The 14,083-nt window shown below is 52.6% G+C and carries 25 protein-coding genes; all 25 read left to right on the forward strand.

Annotated features, from left to right (window positions below; all coding sequences use genetic code 11):
* Positions 1-264: a 30S ribosomal protein S17 gene (gene rpsQ / locus ACTVIM_RS00695; RefSeq protein WP_033008672.1), complete on the forward strand. Its 264-nt coding sequence runs from the start codon at positions 1-3 to the stop codon at positions 262-264.
* A 49-nt stretch (positions 265-313) separates the two neighbouring features.
* The gene (gene rplN / locus ACTVIM_RS00700) at positions 314-682 is read left to right on the forward strand and encodes a 50S ribosomal protein L14 (RefSeq protein WP_033020993.1); all 369 of its coding nucleotides are present in this window, start codon (positions 314-316) and stop codon (positions 680-682) included.
* A gap of 36 nt (positions 683-718) precedes the next feature.
* Positions 719-1,030 carry a 50S ribosomal protein L24 gene (rplX, locus tag ACTVIM_RS00705; protein WP_033020989.1) on the forward strand — a complete coding sequence of 104 codons (312 nt, stop codon included), beginning with the start codon at positions 719-721 and terminating at the stop codon, positions 1,028-1,030.
* 27 nt (positions 1,031-1,057) lie between these two features.
* Positions 1,058-1,597 (forward strand): 50S ribosomal protein L5, encoded by a 540-nt coding sequence (rplE, locus tag ACTVIM_RS00710; RefSeq protein WP_033020988.1) that lies wholly within the window; start codon positions 1,058-1,060, stop codon positions 1,595-1,597.
* A gap of 26 nt (positions 1,598-1,623) precedes the next feature.
* A complete protein-coding gene (locus ACTVIM_RS00715) occupies positions 1,624-1,809 on the forward strand; it encodes a type Z 30S ribosomal protein S14 (protein ID WP_003247599.1) in 186 nt (61 codons plus the stop codon).
* A 32-nt stretch (positions 1,810-1,841) separates the two neighbouring features.
* Complete coding sequence (gene rpsH, locus ACTVIM_RS00720) at positions 1,842-2,240, forward strand: 30S ribosomal protein S8 (protein ID WP_012820490.1); 399 nt, start codon at positions 1,842-1,844, stop codon at positions 2,238-2,240.
* Between the two features lie 32 nt (positions 2,241-2,272).
* Positions 2,273-2,809: a 50S ribosomal protein L6 gene (gene rplF / locus ACTVIM_RS00725; protein ID WP_033020986.1), complete on the forward strand. Its 537-nt coding sequence runs from the start codon at positions 2,273-2,275 to the stop codon at positions 2,807-2,809.
* Between the two features lie 33 nt (positions 2,810-2,842).
* Positions 2,843-3,205, forward strand: a complete 363-nt coding sequence (gene rplR, locus ACTVIM_RS00730; protein WP_033020984.1) for a 50S ribosomal protein L18 — start codon at positions 2,843-2,845, stop codon at positions 3,203-3,205.
* A gap of 19 nt (positions 3,206-3,224) precedes the next feature.
* Positions 3,225-3,725 carry a 30S ribosomal protein S5 gene (gene rpsE / locus ACTVIM_RS00735; protein WP_033020982.1) on the forward strand — a complete coding sequence of 167 codons (501 nt, stop codon included), beginning with the start codon at positions 3,225-3,227 and terminating at the stop codon, positions 3,723-3,725.
* 13 nt (positions 3,726-3,738) lie between these two features.
* The gene (rpmD, locus tag ACTVIM_RS00740; protein ID WP_025039211.1) at positions 3,739-3,927 is read left to right on the forward strand and encodes a 50S ribosomal protein L30; all 189 of its coding nucleotides are present in this window, start codon (positions 3,739-3,741) and stop codon (positions 3,925-3,927) included.
* Between the two features lie 25 nt (positions 3,928-3,952).
* The gene (gene rplO / locus ACTVIM_RS00745; protein ID WP_033020979.1) at positions 3,953-4,393 is read left to right on the forward strand and encodes a 50S ribosomal protein L15; all 441 of its coding nucleotides are present in this window, start codon (positions 3,953-3,955) and stop codon (positions 4,391-4,393) included.
* Entirely contained in the window at positions 4,393-5,685 is a 1,293-nt protein-coding gene (gene secY / locus ACTVIM_RS00750) for a preprotein translocase subunit SecY (protein WP_061912140.1), read from the forward strand. Before rplO ends, secY begins: the two co-directional genes overlap by 1 nt.
* 40 nt (positions 5,686-5,725) lie before the next feature.
* A complete protein-coding gene (locus ACTVIM_RS00755) occupies positions 5,726-6,379 on the forward strand; it encodes an adenylate kinase (protein WP_445613345.1) in 654 nt (217 codons plus the stop codon).
* Entirely contained in the window at positions 6,376-7,122 is a 747-nt protein-coding gene (gene map, locus ACTVIM_RS00760; RefSeq protein ID WP_033020971.1) for a type I methionyl aminopeptidase, read from the forward strand. Before ACTVIM_RS00755 ends, map begins: the two co-directional genes overlap by 4 nt.
* Positions 7,123-7,225: 103 nt before the next feature.
* Complete coding sequence (gene infA / locus ACTVIM_RS00765; protein WP_011229642.1) at positions 7,226-7,444, forward strand: translation initiation factor IF-1; 219 nt, start codon at positions 7,226-7,228, stop codon at positions 7,442-7,444.
* Positions 7,445-7,480: 36 nt separating this feature from the next.
* Positions 7,481-7,594 (forward strand): 50S ribosomal protein L36, encoded by a 114-nt coding sequence (rpmJ, locus tag ACTVIM_RS00770; protein WP_011229643.1) that lies wholly within the window; start codon positions 7,481-7,483, stop codon positions 7,592-7,594.
* Positions 7,595-7,615: 21 nt separating this feature from the next.
* Positions 7,616-7,981, forward strand: coding sequence for a 30S ribosomal protein S13 (gene rpsM, locus ACTVIM_RS00775; protein ID WP_033020970.1), 366 nt, complete (start codon positions 7,616-7,618; stop codon positions 7,979-7,981).
* Between the two features lie 25 nt (positions 7,982-8,006).
* Entirely contained in the window at positions 8,007-8,396 is a 390-nt protein-coding gene (gene rpsK / locus ACTVIM_RS00780; RefSeq protein ID WP_011229644.1) for a 30S ribosomal protein S11, read from the forward strand.
* A gap of 141 nt (positions 8,397-8,537) precedes the next feature.
* On the forward strand, positions 8,538-9,482 hold the full coding sequence (locus ACTVIM_RS00785) for a DNA-directed RNA polymerase subunit alpha (RefSeq protein WP_033020967.1): 945 nt from the start codon (positions 8,538-8,540) through the stop codon (positions 9,480-9,482).
* A 109-nt stretch (positions 9,483-9,591) separates the two neighbouring features.
* Positions 9,592-9,954 carry a 50S ribosomal protein L17 gene (gene rplQ / locus ACTVIM_RS00790; RefSeq protein WP_033020965.1) on the forward strand — a complete coding sequence of 121 codons (363 nt, stop codon included), beginning with the start codon at positions 9,592-9,594 and terminating at the stop codon, positions 9,952-9,954.
* A 117-nt stretch (positions 9,955-10,071) separates the two neighbouring features.
* Positions 10,072-10,911 (forward strand): energy-coupling factor ABC transporter ATP-binding protein, encoded by an 840-nt coding sequence (locus tag ACTVIM_RS00795; RefSeq protein ID WP_445613346.1) that lies wholly within the window; start codon positions 10,072-10,074, stop codon positions 10,909-10,911.
* Positions 10,887-11,759: an energy-coupling factor ABC transporter ATP-binding protein gene (locus ACTVIM_RS00800; protein WP_033020960.1), complete on the forward strand. Its 873-nt coding sequence runs from the start codon at positions 10,887-10,889 to the stop codon at positions 11,757-11,759. The genes ACTVIM_RS00795 and ACTVIM_RS00800 overlap by 25 nt, the downstream gene beginning before the upstream one ends.
* Positions 11,752-12,549: an energy-coupling factor transporter transmembrane component T family protein gene (locus ACTVIM_RS00805; RefSeq protein ID WP_033020958.1), complete on the forward strand. Its 798-nt coding sequence runs from the start codon at positions 11,752-11,754 to the stop codon at positions 12,547-12,549. Before ACTVIM_RS00800 ends, ACTVIM_RS00805 begins: the two co-directional genes overlap by 8 nt.
* Positions 12,550-12,561: 12 nt before the next feature.
* Positions 12,562-13,323 carry a tRNA pseudouridine(38-40) synthase TruA gene (gene truA / locus ACTVIM_RS00810; RefSeq protein ID WP_445613347.1) on the forward strand — a complete coding sequence of 254 codons (762 nt, stop codon included), beginning with the start codon at positions 12,562-12,564 and terminating at the stop codon, positions 13,321-13,323.
* A gap of 303 nt (positions 13,324-13,626) precedes the next feature.
* A complete protein-coding gene (rplM, locus tag ACTVIM_RS00815) occupies positions 13,627-14,064 on the forward strand; it encodes a 50S ribosomal protein L13 (RefSeq protein WP_033020954.1) in 438 nt (145 codons plus the stop codon).
* Positions 14,065-14,083 lie beyond the last annotated feature (19 nt).

A 14,083-nucleotide genomic window follows, 5' to 3' on the forward strand; every position in this document is an offset into this window, starting at 1 on the left:
ATGAGCGAACGCAATCAACGCAAAGTGTACGTTGGACGGGTTGTATCGGACAAAATGGACAAAACGATCACCGTATTGGTGGAAACGTACAAAAAACATCCGCTGTACGGCAAGCGCGTGAAATATTCGAAAAAATACAAAGCGCACGATGAACATAACGAAGCGAAAGTCGGCGACATCGTCAAAATCATGGAGACTCGCCCGCTGTCGGCCACGAAACGCTTCCGTTTGGTCGAAATCGTCGAGAAAGCCGTTGTTCTTTAATGGTTCTTCGCTTAGTTCGGAGAGATAATTCCGAAAGGAGGTTTCGTCGATGATTCAACAAGAATCTCGCTTGAAAGTAGCTGATAACTCTGGCGCACGCGAAGTGCTCGTCATTAAAGTGCTTGGAGGCTCGGGCCGCCGCTATGCGAACATCGGCGACATCGTGGTCGCTACGGTTAAAGATGCGACACCAGGTGGCGTTGTTAAAAAAGGTCAAGTCGTGAAAGCGGTCGTTGTTCGCACGAAACGCGGAGTGCGCCGTCCGGATGGCTCTTACATCCGTTTTGACGAAAACGCCTGCGTCATCATCCGCGATGACAAAAGCCCGCGCGGCACGCGGATTTTCGGACCGGTTGCCCGCGAACTGCGCGACAAAGACTTCATGAAAATCATTTCGTTGGCCCCGGAAGTTATCTAACGGAACGGAACAGCGTTTCAAGGAGGTGCGAATGCGATGCATGTAAAAAAAGGTGATAAAGTGCAAGTGATCTCCGGAAAAGACAAAGGCAAACAAGGCGTCATCCTCGCGGCATTTCCGAAGAAAAACCGCGTCATCGTCGAAGGCGTCAACATCGTGAAAAAGCACGCGAAACCGTCGCAAGCCAACCCGCAAGGCGGCATTATCGAAAAAGAAGCGCCGATCCATGTTTCCAAAGTGATGCCGCTCGATCCGAAAACAGGCGAACCGACGCGCATTGGCTATAAAGTGGTTGACGGCAAAAAAGTGCGCTACGCGAAAAAATCCGGAGAGATTTTAGATAAATAACCGTGACGCAGGAAAGGAGGTACTTTTATGAACCGCCTGAAAGAGAAGTATGTAAATGAAGTCGTTCCTGCTCTCATGAGCAAGTTCAACTATAAATCGATCATGCAAGTGCCAAAAATCGAAAAAATCGTCATCAACATGGGCGTCGGCGACGCGGTGCAAAATCCGAAAGCGTTAGACAGCGCCGTTGAAGAGCTGACATTGATCTCCGGCCAACGTCCAGTAGTGACACGCGCGAAAAAATCGATCGCTGGCTTCCGCCTGCGCCAAGGAATGGCGATCGGGGCGAAAGTGACGCTGCGTGGCGAACGGATGTATGAGTTTCTCGATAAGCTGATTTCGGTCTCGCTTCCGCGCGTGCGCGACTTCCGCGGCGTATCGAAAAAATCGTTTGACGGCCGCGGCAACTATACGCTCGGCATTAAAGAACAGCTCATTTTCCCAGAGATCGACTACGATAAAGTGAACAAAGTGCGCGGCATGGACATCGTGATCGTCACAACGGCCAACACCGACGAAGAAGCGCGCGAATTGCTGGCATTGCTCGGCATGCCATTCCAAAAATAATCCCATAGCACAAGGGAGGCGAAATCGTGGCTAAAAAATCGATGATCGCGAAACAAAAACGGACGCCGAAGTTTAAAGTAAGAGCGTACACCCGCTGCGAGCGCTGCGGCCGCCCGCACTCGGTTTACCGCAAATTTAAACTGTGCCGTATTTGTTTCCGTGAACTCGCATATAAAGGTCAACTTCCAGGCATTAAAAAAGCCAGCTGGTAATCAACCCATTGATTGGGAAGGAGGTAAAACAAATGGTGATGACAGATCCAATTGCTGATATGCTGACTCGCATCCGCAATGCGAACATGGTGCGTCACGAAAAACTCGAAGTCCCGGCTTCGAAAATCAAGCGGGAAATCGCGGAAATCTTAAAGCGCGAAGGGTTTATTCGTGATTATGAATATATCGAAGACAACAAACAAGGGATTCTCCGCATTTTTCTGAAATACGGTCCGAACAACGAACGTGTCATTACCGGGCTGAAACGCATCAGCAAGCCAGGATTGCGCGTGTATGTCAAAGCCCATGAAGTGCCGCGCGTCTTAAACGGCTTAGGAATCGCCATTCTTTCGACATCGCAAGGCATTTTAACGGACAAAGAAGCACGGCAAAAAGGCACGGGCGGCGAAGTGATCGCCTACGTTTGGTAATTTATCTGCTCAAGAATGGAGGTGTTTTTGACATGTCACGTGTCGGCAAAAAACCAATTGAAATTCCGGCCGGTGTTACGGTTACGATCAACGGCAATACGGTCACGGTGAAAGGGCCAAAAGGGGAACTGACCCGCACGTTCCACCCGGATATGACGATCACCGTTGAGGGCAACGTGATGACGGTGACGCGTCCAAGCGATGAAAAACAACATCGTGCGCTGCACGGCACAACGCGCAGCCTGCTCGCCAACATGGTCGAAGGCGTTTCGAAAGGCTACGAAAAAGCGCTCGAACTCGTTGGGGTCGGATACCGGGCGTCGAAACAAGGGAAAAAGCTGGTGTTGAGCGTCGGTTATTCTCATCCGGTCGAAATTGAGCCGGAAGAAGGGCTTGAAATTGAAGTGCCGTCCCAAACGAAAATCATCGTCAAAGGCGCAGACAAACAGCGCGTCGGCGAGCTGGCGGCCAACATTCGCGCCGTACGTCCGCCGGAGCCGTATAAAGGCAAAGGCATTCGCTACGAAGGCGAACTGGTGCGCTTAAAAGAAGGCAAAACGGGTAAATAACGCGGCATAGCGAAGCGAAAGGAGTGACATTCGATGATCACGAAAGTGGATCGAAACGCGGTTCGGAAAAAAAGACACGCACGCATCCGCAAAAAAATCTTTGGCACGGCTGAACGTCCGCGGTTGAGCGTGTTCCGTTCGAACAAACACATTTACGCGCAAGTGATCGACGATACGAAATCGGCAACGATCGTCAGCGCCTCGACATTGGATAAAGAATTCACTTTGGATTCGACAAACAACATTGAAGCAGCGAAGAAAGTCGGCGAACTCGTCGCCAAGCGGGCGTTGGAAAAAGGCATTAAACAAGTCGTCTTTGACCGCGGCGGGTATTTGTACCACGGCCGAGTGAAAGCATTAGCGGATGCCGCCCGTGAAACTGGCCTGGAATTCTAATTACAAAGGAGGGACAACGATGCGTCGTATCGACCCAAACAAACTTGAATTGGAAGAACGTGTAGTCGCAGTCAACCGTGTAGCAAAAGTCGTGAAAGGCGGACGCCGCCTGCGCTTCTCTGCCTTGGTTGTCGTCGGCGACAAAAACGGCCATGTCGGCTTTGGCACTGGGAAAGCGCAAGAAGTTCCGGAAGCGATCCGCAAAGCGATTGAAGATGCGAAGAAAAACTTAATTGAAGTGCCGATCGTTGGCACGACGATTCCACACGAAGTGATCGGCCACTTTGGCGCTGGAGAAATCATTTTAAAACCGGCTTCCGAAGGTACGGGAGTCATCGCCGGCGGTCCGGCGCGCGCCGTTTTGGAGCTGGCAGGCATCAGCGACATTTTGTCGAAGTCCATTGGTTCGAACACACCGGTCAACATGGTGCGTGCCACGTTTGACGGCTTAAAACAATTGAAACGCGCCGAAGACGTCGCAAAATTGCGCGGCAAAACAGTCGAGGAACTGTTAGGATAAGGGGGGAACGATCATGGCAAAAAAACTGGCGATTACCCTCACACGCAGCGTGATTGGCCGTCCGGAAGATCAACGCGTCACCGTTCGAACGCTCGGCTTGCGGAAAATGCATCAGACTGTCGTTCATAACGATAATCCTGCCATTCGCGGGATGATTAACAAAGTCGCTCACCTTGTCAACGTGAAAGAAATCGAAGAATAATGAGGTCATAAGGAGGTGCTTTGCGATGAAACTTCATGAATTGCAACCAGCGCCGGGTTCCCGCAAAAAAGCGGTTCGCGTCGGCCGCGGGATCGGTTCGGGCAACGGCAAAACGTCTGGTCGTGGTCAAAAAGGTCAAAATGCTCGTTCTGGCGGGGGCGTGCGCCTCGGTTTTGAAGGAGGACAAACGCCGCTGTTCCGCCGCTTGCCGAAACGCGGGTTTACGAACATCAATCGGAAAGAATATGCGGTCGTAAACTTGGACAAATTGAACCGCTTTGAAGACGGAACGGAAGTCACGCCGGAGCTGCTTCTTGAAACGGGCGTCATCAGCAAGCTCAAATCGGGCGTGAAAGTTTTAGGCAAAGGCCAAATCGAGAAAAAGCTGACGGTCAAAGCGCACAAGTTCTCGGCGTCGGCAAAAGCAGCCATTGAGGCGGCTGGCGGTAAAACTGAGGTGATTTAATGTTTCGGACAATCTCCAACTTTATGCGCGTCAGTGACATTCGAAACAAAATTATCTTTACTCTTCTTATGTTGATCGTGTTCCGCATCGGCACGTTCATTCCGGTTCCGAACGTGAACGCGGATGTATTAAAACTGCAAGATGAACTGAATGCATTCGGCGTCCTGAACATTTTCGGCGGCGGGGCGCTGCGGAATTTTTCAATCTTTGCCATGGGGGTTATGCCCTACATTACGGCGTCGATTATCGTCCAACTGCTGCAAATGGACGTCGTTCCGAAGTTTACGGAATGGTCCAAGCAAGGCGAGGTTGGCCGGCGTAAATTAGCTCAGTTTACCCGCTATTTTACGATTGTGCTCGGGTTCATCCAAGCCCTCGGCATGTCGTACGGCTTTAACAATTTGGCCAACGGGATGCTTATTCAAAATCCAGGCATTGGCACGTATTTGCTCATTGCGGTCGTCTTGACTGCGGGCACCGCCTTTTTGATGTGGCTCGGTGAGCAAATCACGGCCAAAGGAGTCGGAAACGGGATTTCGATCATCATTTTCGCCGGGATCGTTTCCGGCATTCCGACGGTGTTGAACCAAATTTACGCCCAACAGTTTGAAAATGTTGGCGATGACTTGTTTTTGCGCATCGTCCGGCTGCTGCTTGTCGCGTTGGCGATCATCGCCGTGATCGTTGGCGTCATTTACATCCAGCAGGCGTTCCGGAAAATTCCGATTCAATACGCGAAGCGGTTGGAAGGGCGAAGCCCAGTGGGCGGCCACTCGACCCATCTGCCGCTGAAAGTGAACCCGGCCGGGGTCATTCCGGTCATTTTCGCGGTGTCGTTTTTGATTGCGCCACCGACGATTGCATCGTTTTTTGGCACGAATGACGTAACATTATGGATTCGCCGAACGTTTGACTATACCCATCCGGTTGGCATGACTCTCTACGTCGCGCTCATCATCGCTTTTACGTACTTTTACGCGTTCGTTCAAGTCAACCCGGAGCAGATGGCGGACAATCTGAAAAAGCAAGGCGGCTATATTCCAGGTATTCGCCCAGGGAAAAGCACGCAAGAATATGTGACAAAAATTTTGTATCGATTGACATTGGTCGGTTCAATCTTTTTGGCGGTGATCGCGATCTTGCCGGTGTTCTTCGTAAACTTTGCCAACTTGCCGCCCTCTGCCCGCATTGGCGGCACGAGCTTGCTTATTGTTGTCGGTGTGGCTTTGGAGACGATGAAACAGCTCGAGAGCCAGCTAGTCAAACGCCACTACCGCGGATTCATCAAATAAGGCAAGAGCGGACGTCCCTTGCCGTTTAGGGGGAGTTAGGGTGAATTTAGTGCTGATGGGGCTGCCAGGTGCCGGAAAAGGTACACAGGCTGAGAAGATTGTCGAAGCGTACGGAATCCCGCACATTTCCACGGGAGATATGTTCCGGGCAGCGATCAAAGAAGGCACTCCGTTAGGGAAGCAGGCCAAACAATACATGGATCGCGGTGATCTCGTTCCTGACGAAGTGACGATCGGCATCGTCCGTGAGCGGTTGAGCAAGGCGGATTGCCAAAACGGGTTTTTGCTCGATGGCTTTCCGCGTACGGTCGCCCAAGCCGAAGCGCTCGAAACGATGCTTTCGGAAATCGGCCGCCAACTCGATTATGTCATTCACATTGATGTCCGCCGCGAAGTGTTGCTCGAGCGTCTGACCGGCAGACGAATTTGCCGCAATTGCGGAGCGACGTACCATCTCGTTTTTCATCCGCCCGCGGTGCCAGGGGTGTGCGATAAATGCGGCGGCGAGTTATACCAGCGCGCCGATGACAATGAAGCGACGGTAGCCAATCGGCTTGAGGTGAATCAAAAGCAAATGAAGCCGCTGCTCGATTTTTATGAGCAAAAAGGCTATTTGCGCCATATCAACGGCGAACAGGACATGGAAAAGGTGTTTGCTGATATCCGGGAATTGCTCGGGGGATTGTCTGCATGATCCGCTGCAAAACCGCGCAGGAAATCGCGCTAATGCGCGAGGCGGGAAAAATCGTGGCCCTTGTCTTGGAAACGTTGAGAAAGGAAATCCGTCCCGGGATGACGACAAAGGAATTGGACGCCATTGCGGAGGAAACGATTCGTTCCCATGGCGCCATTCCGTCGTTTAAAGGATATCAAGGGTTTCCGGGCAGCATTTGCGCTTCGGTGAATGAAGAGCTTGTGCACGGCATTCCCGGCGAGCGAGTGCTAAAGGAAGGCGATATTATCACTGTTGACGTTGGTGCCCAATATCAAGGGTATCATGCTGACTCCGCTTGGACGTATCCTGTCGGGGAAATCGATGCCGAGACGAAGCGGCTGCTCGATGTGACGGAGCAGGCGCTCTACATCGGGCTCGCTGAGGCGAAGCCAGGGACGCGGTTGACGAATATCTCCCACGCGATTCAAATGTACGTGGAAGCGAATCACTTTTCCGTCGTCCGGGAGTATGTGGGGCACGGAATTGGTCAACACTTACATGAAGACCCACAAATCCCACATTATGGGCCACCAAACAAAGGGCCGGTGTTGCGGCCGGGAATGACCTTATGCATCGAACCGATGGTCAACGCCGGCAGCCGTCATGTGAAAACACTGGCGGATGACTGGACCGTTGTCACCGCGGATGGGAAACGGTGTGCCCATTTTGAGCATACCATTGTGATCACAGACGCTGGCTATGAAATTTTAACCGTTTTGTAAAAGCTCCCAGTCGCGAGGAGCGAATGAAAAGATCGCCCGCTCAATGTCCGTTCGGTTTTGCGCAACACCATGTTACTCATTCGTAAGGAGGGGGAGCCGCCCGATGGCTAAGGACGATGTAATCGAAGTGGAAGGCACCGTCATTGAAACATTGCCAAATGCGATGTTTCGTGTAGAATTAGAAAATGGGCATACGGTGTTGGCCCATGTGTCCGGCAAAATCCGCATGCACTTTATCCGCATTTTGCCCGGAGACCGGGTGACGGTGGAGTTGTCGCCGTATGATTTGACGCGGGGACGAATTACGTATCGGTATAAATAAAAGACGCACTCCGTTTCATTTAAGGAGGGAAACAACATGAAAGTAAGACCGTCCGTCAAGCCGATTTGCGAAAAATGCAAAGTCATTCGCAGACGCGGCAAAGTGATGATCATTTGCGAAAATCCAAAGCATAAACAACGCCAAGGGTAATTTTCAAGGAGGTGCACAACGATGGCACGTATTGCAGGTGTTGACATTCCGCGCGACAAACGAGTCGTCATTTCGTTGACATACATTTACGGAATTGGAAAATCGACCGCGCAAAAAATCTTAAAAGAAGCGGGTGTATCGGAAGACACGCGCGTTCGTGACCTGACGGAAGAGGAGCTTGGCCGCATTCGCGAAATCGTCGGCCGCCTGAAAGTGGAAGGCGATTTGCGTCGGGAAGTATCGCTCAACATCAAACGGTTGATGGAAATTGGCTGCTATCGTGGTCTTCGCCATCGCCGCGGCTTGCCGGTTCGCGGACAAAACACGAAAAACAATGCCCGCACGCGCAAAGGTCCGCGCCGTACGGTAGCGAACAAGAAAAAATAATCACGCAAAGGAGGTCATTTGACGAATGGCACGCAGAACAAACACGCGCAAACGTCGGGTAAGAAAAAACATTGATACAGGCATCGCTCATATCCGTTCGACATTCAATAACACGATCGTGACGATCACGGATGTTCACGGCAACGCCATCGCTTGGGCGAGCGCCGGTTCGCTCGGATTCAAAGGTTCGCGCAAATCGACGCCGTTTGCGGCACAAATGGCAGCTGAAGCGGCAGCGAAAGCGTCGATGGAACATGGCATGAAAACGGTCGAAGTGAACGTCAAAGGTCCAGGGGCTGGCCGTGAAGCAGCGATCCGCGCTTTGCAAGCGGCTGGATTGGAAATTACGGCGATCAAAGACGTCACTCCAATCCCGCACAATGGATGCCGTCCGCCAAAACGTCGCCGCGTGTAACGCTTCGTATAGAATTTGCCCCATTGTCAATAATGGGATATGATAAAGACCATGGCAAAAAGAAAGATTCATGGGGGAATGTTGTTAGGCGTGTACCGTTTGGTCGGGGTCTCGACGTTTTGAAGGAGGGTATAATAATCGATGATTGAAATTGAGAAGCCGAAAATTGAAACGGTCGAGCTGAGCGAAGATGCCACCTACGGCAAATTCGTCGTCGAACCGCTTGAGCGCGGATATGGTACAACTTTAGGAAACTCCTTGCGTCGTATCCTATTGTCTTCACTCCCTGGTGCGGCTGTAACATCGGTGCAAATTGACGGCGTTCTGCATGAGTTTTCAACGATCGAAGGCGTCGTCGAAGATGTGACGGCCATCATTTTAAATATTAAAAAGCTGGCGTTGAAAATTTATTCGGATGAGGAAAAAACGTTAGAAATCGATGTGCAGGGTGAAGGAGTTGTCACAGCTGCCGATATTACTCATGACAGCGATGTCGAAATTTTAAACCCAGACCTTCATATTGCGACGCTGGCGGAAGGCGGCCGCCTGCGCATGCGCATGACCGCCAAACGGGGGCGCGGCTATGTCCCGGCTGAGGCGAACAAGCGCGAAGACCAGCCGATTGGCGTCATTCCGATCGACTCCATTTATACACCGGTCTCCCGCGTTTCTTATCACGTGGAGAATACGAGGGTCGGTCAAGTGACGGATTATGACAAACTGACCATCGATGTGTGGACGGATGGAAGCATCGGACCGAAAGAAGCCATTTCGCTCGGGGCCAAAATTTTGACTGAGCACTTGAACATCTTTGTCGGCCTGACCGATGAAGCGCAAAATGCCGAAATCATGGTCGAAAAAGAAGATGATCAAAAAGAAAAAGTGCTGGAAATGACGATCGAGGAGCTTGATCTTTCGGTTCGCTCCTACAACTGCCTGAAACGGGCCGGCATCAACACCGTTCAGGAGCTCACGCAAAAAACGGAAGAAGATATGATGAAAGTGCGGAACCTTGGCCGCAAATCGCTTGAGGAGGTCAAAGCGAAGCTCGCTGAGCTGGGTCTCAGCTTGCGCAAAGACGATTAAAAGCCGCCCTTTGGCGAAAGCGGCGCCGTGCTTTGGCCATATCTTTTGCGGTGCGGCCGGTGCGATCAGCAGCAAAGAATTGCATCACTCTAAAAGGGAGGGACATTTGATGTCGTACAGAAAGTTAGGACGCACGACTTCGCAACGGAAAGCGTTGCTTCGTGATTTAGCCACTGACCTGATCATCAATGAACGCATCGAAACGACGGAAGCGCGGGCCAAAGAATTGCGCTCGGTGATGGAAAAAATGATTACGCTTGGCAAACGCGGCGATTTGCATGCCCGTCGCCAAGCAGCGGCGTTCATCCGCAAGGAAGTCGCCAACAGCGAAACGGGCCAAGATGCGTTGCAAAAGCTGTTCAGCGACATTGCGCCGCGCTACCAAGATCGCCAAGGCGGCTATACGCGCATTTTGAAACTTGGTCCTCGCCGCGGTGACGGGGCGCCGATGGTGATTATTGAACTCGTGTAACGGTTTCATTCAACAAGGGCGAGACAGTTTCGTTTGAACTGGATCTATGCCCTTTTTTTGTTTACCATATCTTAAAAGCCGCATCGGCAAACGCGGCGGGAGCAAGGGGAAACGATCATGGCCGAACCGATCTTGTCGCTGGAAGAAGTATGTTTTCGTTATCCAAATCAGTCGGAGTATGCGGTTCAACACGTCAGCTTTCAAGCCGAACGCGGGGAATGGCTGGCGATCGTCGGCCATAATGGATCCGGCAAGTCCACGATCGCCCGTCTGGTGATCGGCTTGCTTCGGCCGGAGCGGGGCGTGATTCGTCTGTTTGGCCGCCCACTGGATGAAACAACGGTGTGGGATGTGCGCCGTCGCGTAGGCATGGTGTTTCAAAATCCAGACAATCAGTTTGTCGGCACGACGGTCGAGGACGACATCGCTTTTGGCTTGGAAAACAACGGTATTCCGCGTGATGAGATGGCTTGGCGCATCGATGAAGCGATCCGTCAAGTGCATATGGAGCCGTTCCTTCATCATGAGCCGCATCGGCTTTCCGGCGGACAAAAACAGCGCGTCGCCATCGCCGGCATTTTGGCGCTTCGCCCCGATATGATCATCTTGGATGAAGCGACATCCATGCTGGATCCTCGAGGGCGCGACGAAGTGTTGGAGACGGTGCGCCGCCTGAACCGCCAGCATCGCATCACCGTCTTGTCGATCACCCATGATCTTGAAGAAGCGGCCAAGGCCGATCGCCTGATCGTCATGAACAAAGGGGAAGTGATGGCGGAAGGGACGCCTGAGCAAATCTTTCGGCTCGGCAGCAAATTGGAACGCATCGGTCTTGATTTGCCGTTTGCGGTAAAAATGGGCAGCCGCTTGCGGGAACAAGGGCTGCCGCTGAGGCTAGGGTATTTTACCATGGAGGAGTTGGTCGAGGAGCTATGGACATTGTATTCGAAAACGTAGAGCACATATACAATGCCCGCTCTCCGCTCGCCCGCCGCGCCCTATATCACGTCAACGTCACGATTCGAAGCGGAGCGTATGTCGCCATCGTCGGCCATACCGGTTCGGGCAAATCGACGCTCCTTCAGCACTTGAACGGCCTCTTGCAGCCGACAAGCGGCACGGTGAAAATTGGCGAAGAGACGATCACAAGCGGCAAACGGCCCAAGCAGCTCAAACCGCTTCGCAAAAAGGTCGGGATCGTGTTTCAATTCCCGGAGCACCAACTGTTTGAAGAGACGGTTGAAAAAGATATTTGCTTTGGTCCGCTGAATTTCGGCGTGCCCGAGGAAGAAGCCAAGCGGAAAGCAAGGGAGCTCATCCGGCTGGTCGGGTTGGACGATGAAACGCTTGCCAAATCGCCGTTTGACTTAAGCGGCGGACAGATGCGGCGCGTCGCTATCGCCGGCGTGCTCGCGCTTGAGCCGGAAGTGCTGGTGCTCGACGAGCCGACCGCCGGGTTGGATCCGCGGGGGCGGAGGGAGATTATGGAGATGTTTTACCGTCTCCATCGCGAAAAGCGGCTAACGACCGTATTGGTAACGCATAGTATGGAAGATGCGGCTCGGTATGCCGATGAGCTGATCGTGATGCACGAAGGAACGGTGTGGGGCCAAGGGACCCCCGAGGAAGTATTTCGCGACGCCGAGCGACTGGCGGCCATCGGTTTAAGCGTGCCGGAGACCGTCAAGTTGAAACGGGCGTTGGAAAGGCGGTTTGGCGTCGCCATTCCGTCGCCATGTTTAACGATCGAACAGGCGGCCGAAGCGATTCGCGACTGGTTTTCTAGGGTGAGCGCTCATGAGTAATCATTTGATTATCGGGCAATACGTGCCCGGACAATCGATCATTCATCGCCTTGATCCGCGCGCCAAGCTGCTCATTGTGTTCGCCTATGTCTTGATTGTGTTTTTGGCCAATAATGCTGCGACCTATGCCCTGTTGTCCGTGTTTGCGTTCTTGTTCGCCGCCCTGTCGCGCATCCCGTTTTCCTATATCATGCGTGGGTTGAGGCCAGTGATATGGGTGGTGCTGTTTACCTTCGTTTTGCATGTATGGATGACAAAAGAAGGGGATGTGCTCTATCGAATCGGTGCGCTGACGATTTATGAGGAAGGCGTTCGGCAAGGCATCTTTATTTCGCTCCGATTTTTGTTGCTTGTGCTGATGACGACGATGCTGACGCTGACGACGACGCCGATTGAAGTGACCGACGGCGTCGAGAGTTTGCTCGGGCCGCTCAAAAAGATGCGCGTCCCCGTCCATGAGCTCGCCTTGATGATGGCCATTTCGCTCCGTTTTATTCCGACCCTTATGGAAGAGACGGAAAAAATCATGAAGGCGCAGGCGGCCCGCGGGGTCGACTTCTCCGGCGGTCGCTTTTCCGAGCGGATGAAAGCGATCGTCTCGCTGCTCGTTCCCTTGTTTATCAGCTCATTCAAGCGAGCTGATGAGCTGGCGACAGCCATGGAGGCGCGCGGCTATCGCGGCGGGGAAGGACGGACGAAATTTCGCCAGCTCGCTTGGAAACGGACGGATACGGTCTTTTTCGCGGCGGTTGTGCTGCTTGCCATTCTTCTTTGTCTACTACGCTCATAGCGGAGGAAAGCCATGGTGCGAAGGATAAAATGTGTGATCGCGTATGACGGCACCCATTTTTTTGGCTACCAAATTCAGCCGGGAAAACGGACGGTGCAGGGCGAACTGGAACGCGTGCTCAAGCGAATGCACAAGGGAAAGGAAGTGCGCGTGGCAGCTTCCGGACGAACCGATGCCGGTGTTCATGCTTACGGGCAAGTCATCCACTTTGACACGCCGCTTTCCCTTTCTCCTGAGCAATGGAAAAAAGCGTTGAACGCCCAGCTGCCCGATGATATTGTCGTTCGTTCAGCTGCTGAGACCGATTCCGCCTTCCACGCCCGGTTTTCCGCCAAAGCGAAAGAGTATCGCTATAACGTATGGACCGCGGCCGAGCGCGACGTCTTTCGCCGCCATTACTGCGCATGGCACCCGTATCCGCTCCACATAGACGCCATGAATGAGGCGCTCGTCCCGCTGAAGGGGACACACGATTTTACGGGCTTTTGTTCGGCTAAAACAGCGATGGAGGACCGTGTGCGCACCATTTACCACGCCGAAGTGGAAGCGGACGGCCCAATGCTTCAATTTCGTTTGATCGGCAGCGGTTTTTTATATAATATGGTGCGCATTATCGTCGGCACGGTGCTTGAGGTCGGCCAAGGGAAACGTTCGCCGTCTGACATCGAATGGCTCCTTGCCGCCAAGGACCGCCGGCTTGCTGGTCCGACGGCGCCGGCGCAGGGACTGTACTTGTGGCGCGTATACTACGGAGACGAACGTTTCGATCAGTAGCTTGAGGTCGCCTCTTCCGCTCCGCCAAGAGCGCTGCGACAAGGGCGCTTCGGCTTCGGGAGCTTTTCCGTGGCCGAGAGCTTAAGGAATGAGCGGCGGAGGCAACTTGATTTTCCACCTCCATCGCCACGAGAGGAACGATGACAACGAATCCTCGTGTAACATCTTCTTGACATCGGCGTTCCAGCAGGCTATTATATCATATGGCATGTATTTTCCACGATTAGCCCCGGACAGCAAATCGTGTTGAAATAAAGAGCTAACCTTATTCGTTCATTTTTTATGATTTAGGAGGGAAAGGCATTGCGTACGACTTACATGGCAAAACCGAATGAAGTAGAGCGTAAATGGTACGTTGTCGACGCAGCTGGCAAGACGTTAGGTCGTTTGGCCAGCGAAGTAGCGGCGCTGTTGCGCGGCAAGCATAAACCGATCTTCACTCCGCATGTCGATTGCGGCGATCACGTCATCGTGATCAATGCGGACAAAGTCGAGCTGACAGGGAAAAAGCTAACGAAAAAGCTGTATTATCGCCACAGCTTGTATCCGGGCGGTTTGAAAGTGAGAACCGCGCTTGAAATGCGCACAAATTACCCGGAACAAATGATTGAACGGGCGGTGCGTGGCATGCTTCCAAAAGGCAGCCTTGGCCGTCAAATGTTCAAAAAACTGCACGTTTACCGCGGAAGCGAACATCCGCATCAAGCGCAAAAACCGGAAGTATACGAACTTCGCGGATAATTGATAAGGGAGGGTATTG

The sequence above is a fragment of the Geobacillus sp. YF-1 genome (genome assembly GCF_052692335.1).

Excerpts from the sequence above, each read along its gene's own strand:
- ACTVIM_RS00785 (WP_033020967.1), top strand. The coding sequence starts at position 8,538 with ATGATTGAAATTGAGAAGCCGAAAATTGAAACGGTCGAGCTGAGCGAA.
- rplN (WP_033020993.1), top strand. The coding sequence starts at position 314 with ATGATTCAACAAGAATCTCGCTTGAAAGTAGCTGATAACTCTGGCGCA.
- rpmJ (WP_011229643.1), top strand. The coding sequence starts at position 7,481 with ATGAAAGTAAGACCGTCCGTCAAGCCGATTTGCGAAAAATGCAAAGTC.
- rplQ (WP_033020965.1), top strand. The coding sequence starts at position 9,592 with ATGTCGTACAGAAAGTTAGGACGCACGACTTCGCAACGGAAAGCGTTG.
- infA (WP_011229642.1), top strand. The coding sequence starts at position 7,226 with ATGGCTAAGGACGATGTAATCGAAGTGGAAGGCACCGTCATTGAAACA.
- ACTVIM_RS00795 (WP_445613346.1), top strand. The coding sequence starts at position 10,072 with ATGGCCGAACCGATCTTGTCGCTGGAAGAAGTATGTTTTCGTTATCCA.
- ACTVIM_RS00800 (WP_033020960.1), top strand. The coding sequence starts at position 10,887 with ATGGACATTGTATTCGAAAACGTAGAGCACATATACAATGCCCGCTCT.
- secY (WP_061912140.1), top strand. The coding sequence starts at position 4,393 with ATGTTTCGGACAATCTCCAACTTTATGCGCGTCAGTGACATTCGAAAC.
- rpsK (WP_011229644.1), top strand. The coding sequence starts at position 8,007 with ATGGCACGCAGAACAAACACGCGCAAACGTCGGGTAAGAAAAAACATT.
- rpsE (WP_033020982.1), top strand. The coding sequence starts at position 3,225 with ATGCGTCGTATCGACCCAAACAAACTTGAATTGGAAGAACGTGTAGTC.
- ACTVIM_RS00805 (WP_033020958.1), top strand. The coding sequence starts at position 11,752 with ATGAGTAATCATTTGATTATCGGGCAATACGTGCCCGGACAATCGATC.
- rplE (WP_033020988.1), top strand. The coding sequence starts at position 1,058 with ATGAACCGCCTGAAAGAGAAGTATGTAAATGAAGTCGTTCCTGCTCTC.
- rpsM (WP_033020970.1), top strand. The coding sequence starts at position 7,616 with ATGGCACGTATTGCAGGTGTTGACATTCCGCGCGACAAACGAGTCGTC.
- rpmD (WP_025039211.1), top strand. The coding sequence starts at position 3,739 with ATGGCAAAAAAACTGGCGATTACCCTCACACGCAGCGTGATTGGCCGT.
- map (WP_033020971.1), top strand. The coding sequence starts at position 6,376 with ATGATCCGCTGCAAAACCGCGCAGGAAATCGCGCTAATGCGCGAGGCG.
- truA (WP_445613347.1), top strand. The coding sequence starts at position 12,562 with ATGGTGCGAAGGATAAAATGTGTGATCGCGTATGACGGCACCCATTTT.
- rpsQ (WP_033008672.1), top strand. The coding sequence starts at position 1 with ATGAGCGAACGCAATCAACGCAAAGTGTACGTTGGACGGGTTGTATCG.
- rplO (WP_033020979.1), top strand. The coding sequence starts at position 3,953 with ATGAAACTTCATGAATTGCAACCAGCGCCGGGTTCCCGCAAAAAAGCG.
- rplF (WP_033020986.1), top strand. The coding sequence starts at position 2,273 with ATGTCACGTGTCGGCAAAAAACCAATTGAAATTCCGGCCGGTGTTACG.
- rplR (WP_033020984.1), top strand. The coding sequence starts at position 2,843 with ATGATCACGAAAGTGGATCGAAACGCGGTTCGGAAAAAAAGACACGCA.
- rpsH (WP_012820490.1), top strand. The coding sequence starts at position 1,842 with ATGGTGATGACAGATCCAATTGCTGATATGCTGACTCGCATCCGCAAT.
- rplX (WP_033020989.1), top strand. The coding sequence starts at position 719 with ATGCATGTAAAAAAAGGTGATAAAGTGCAAGTGATCTCCGGAAAAGAC.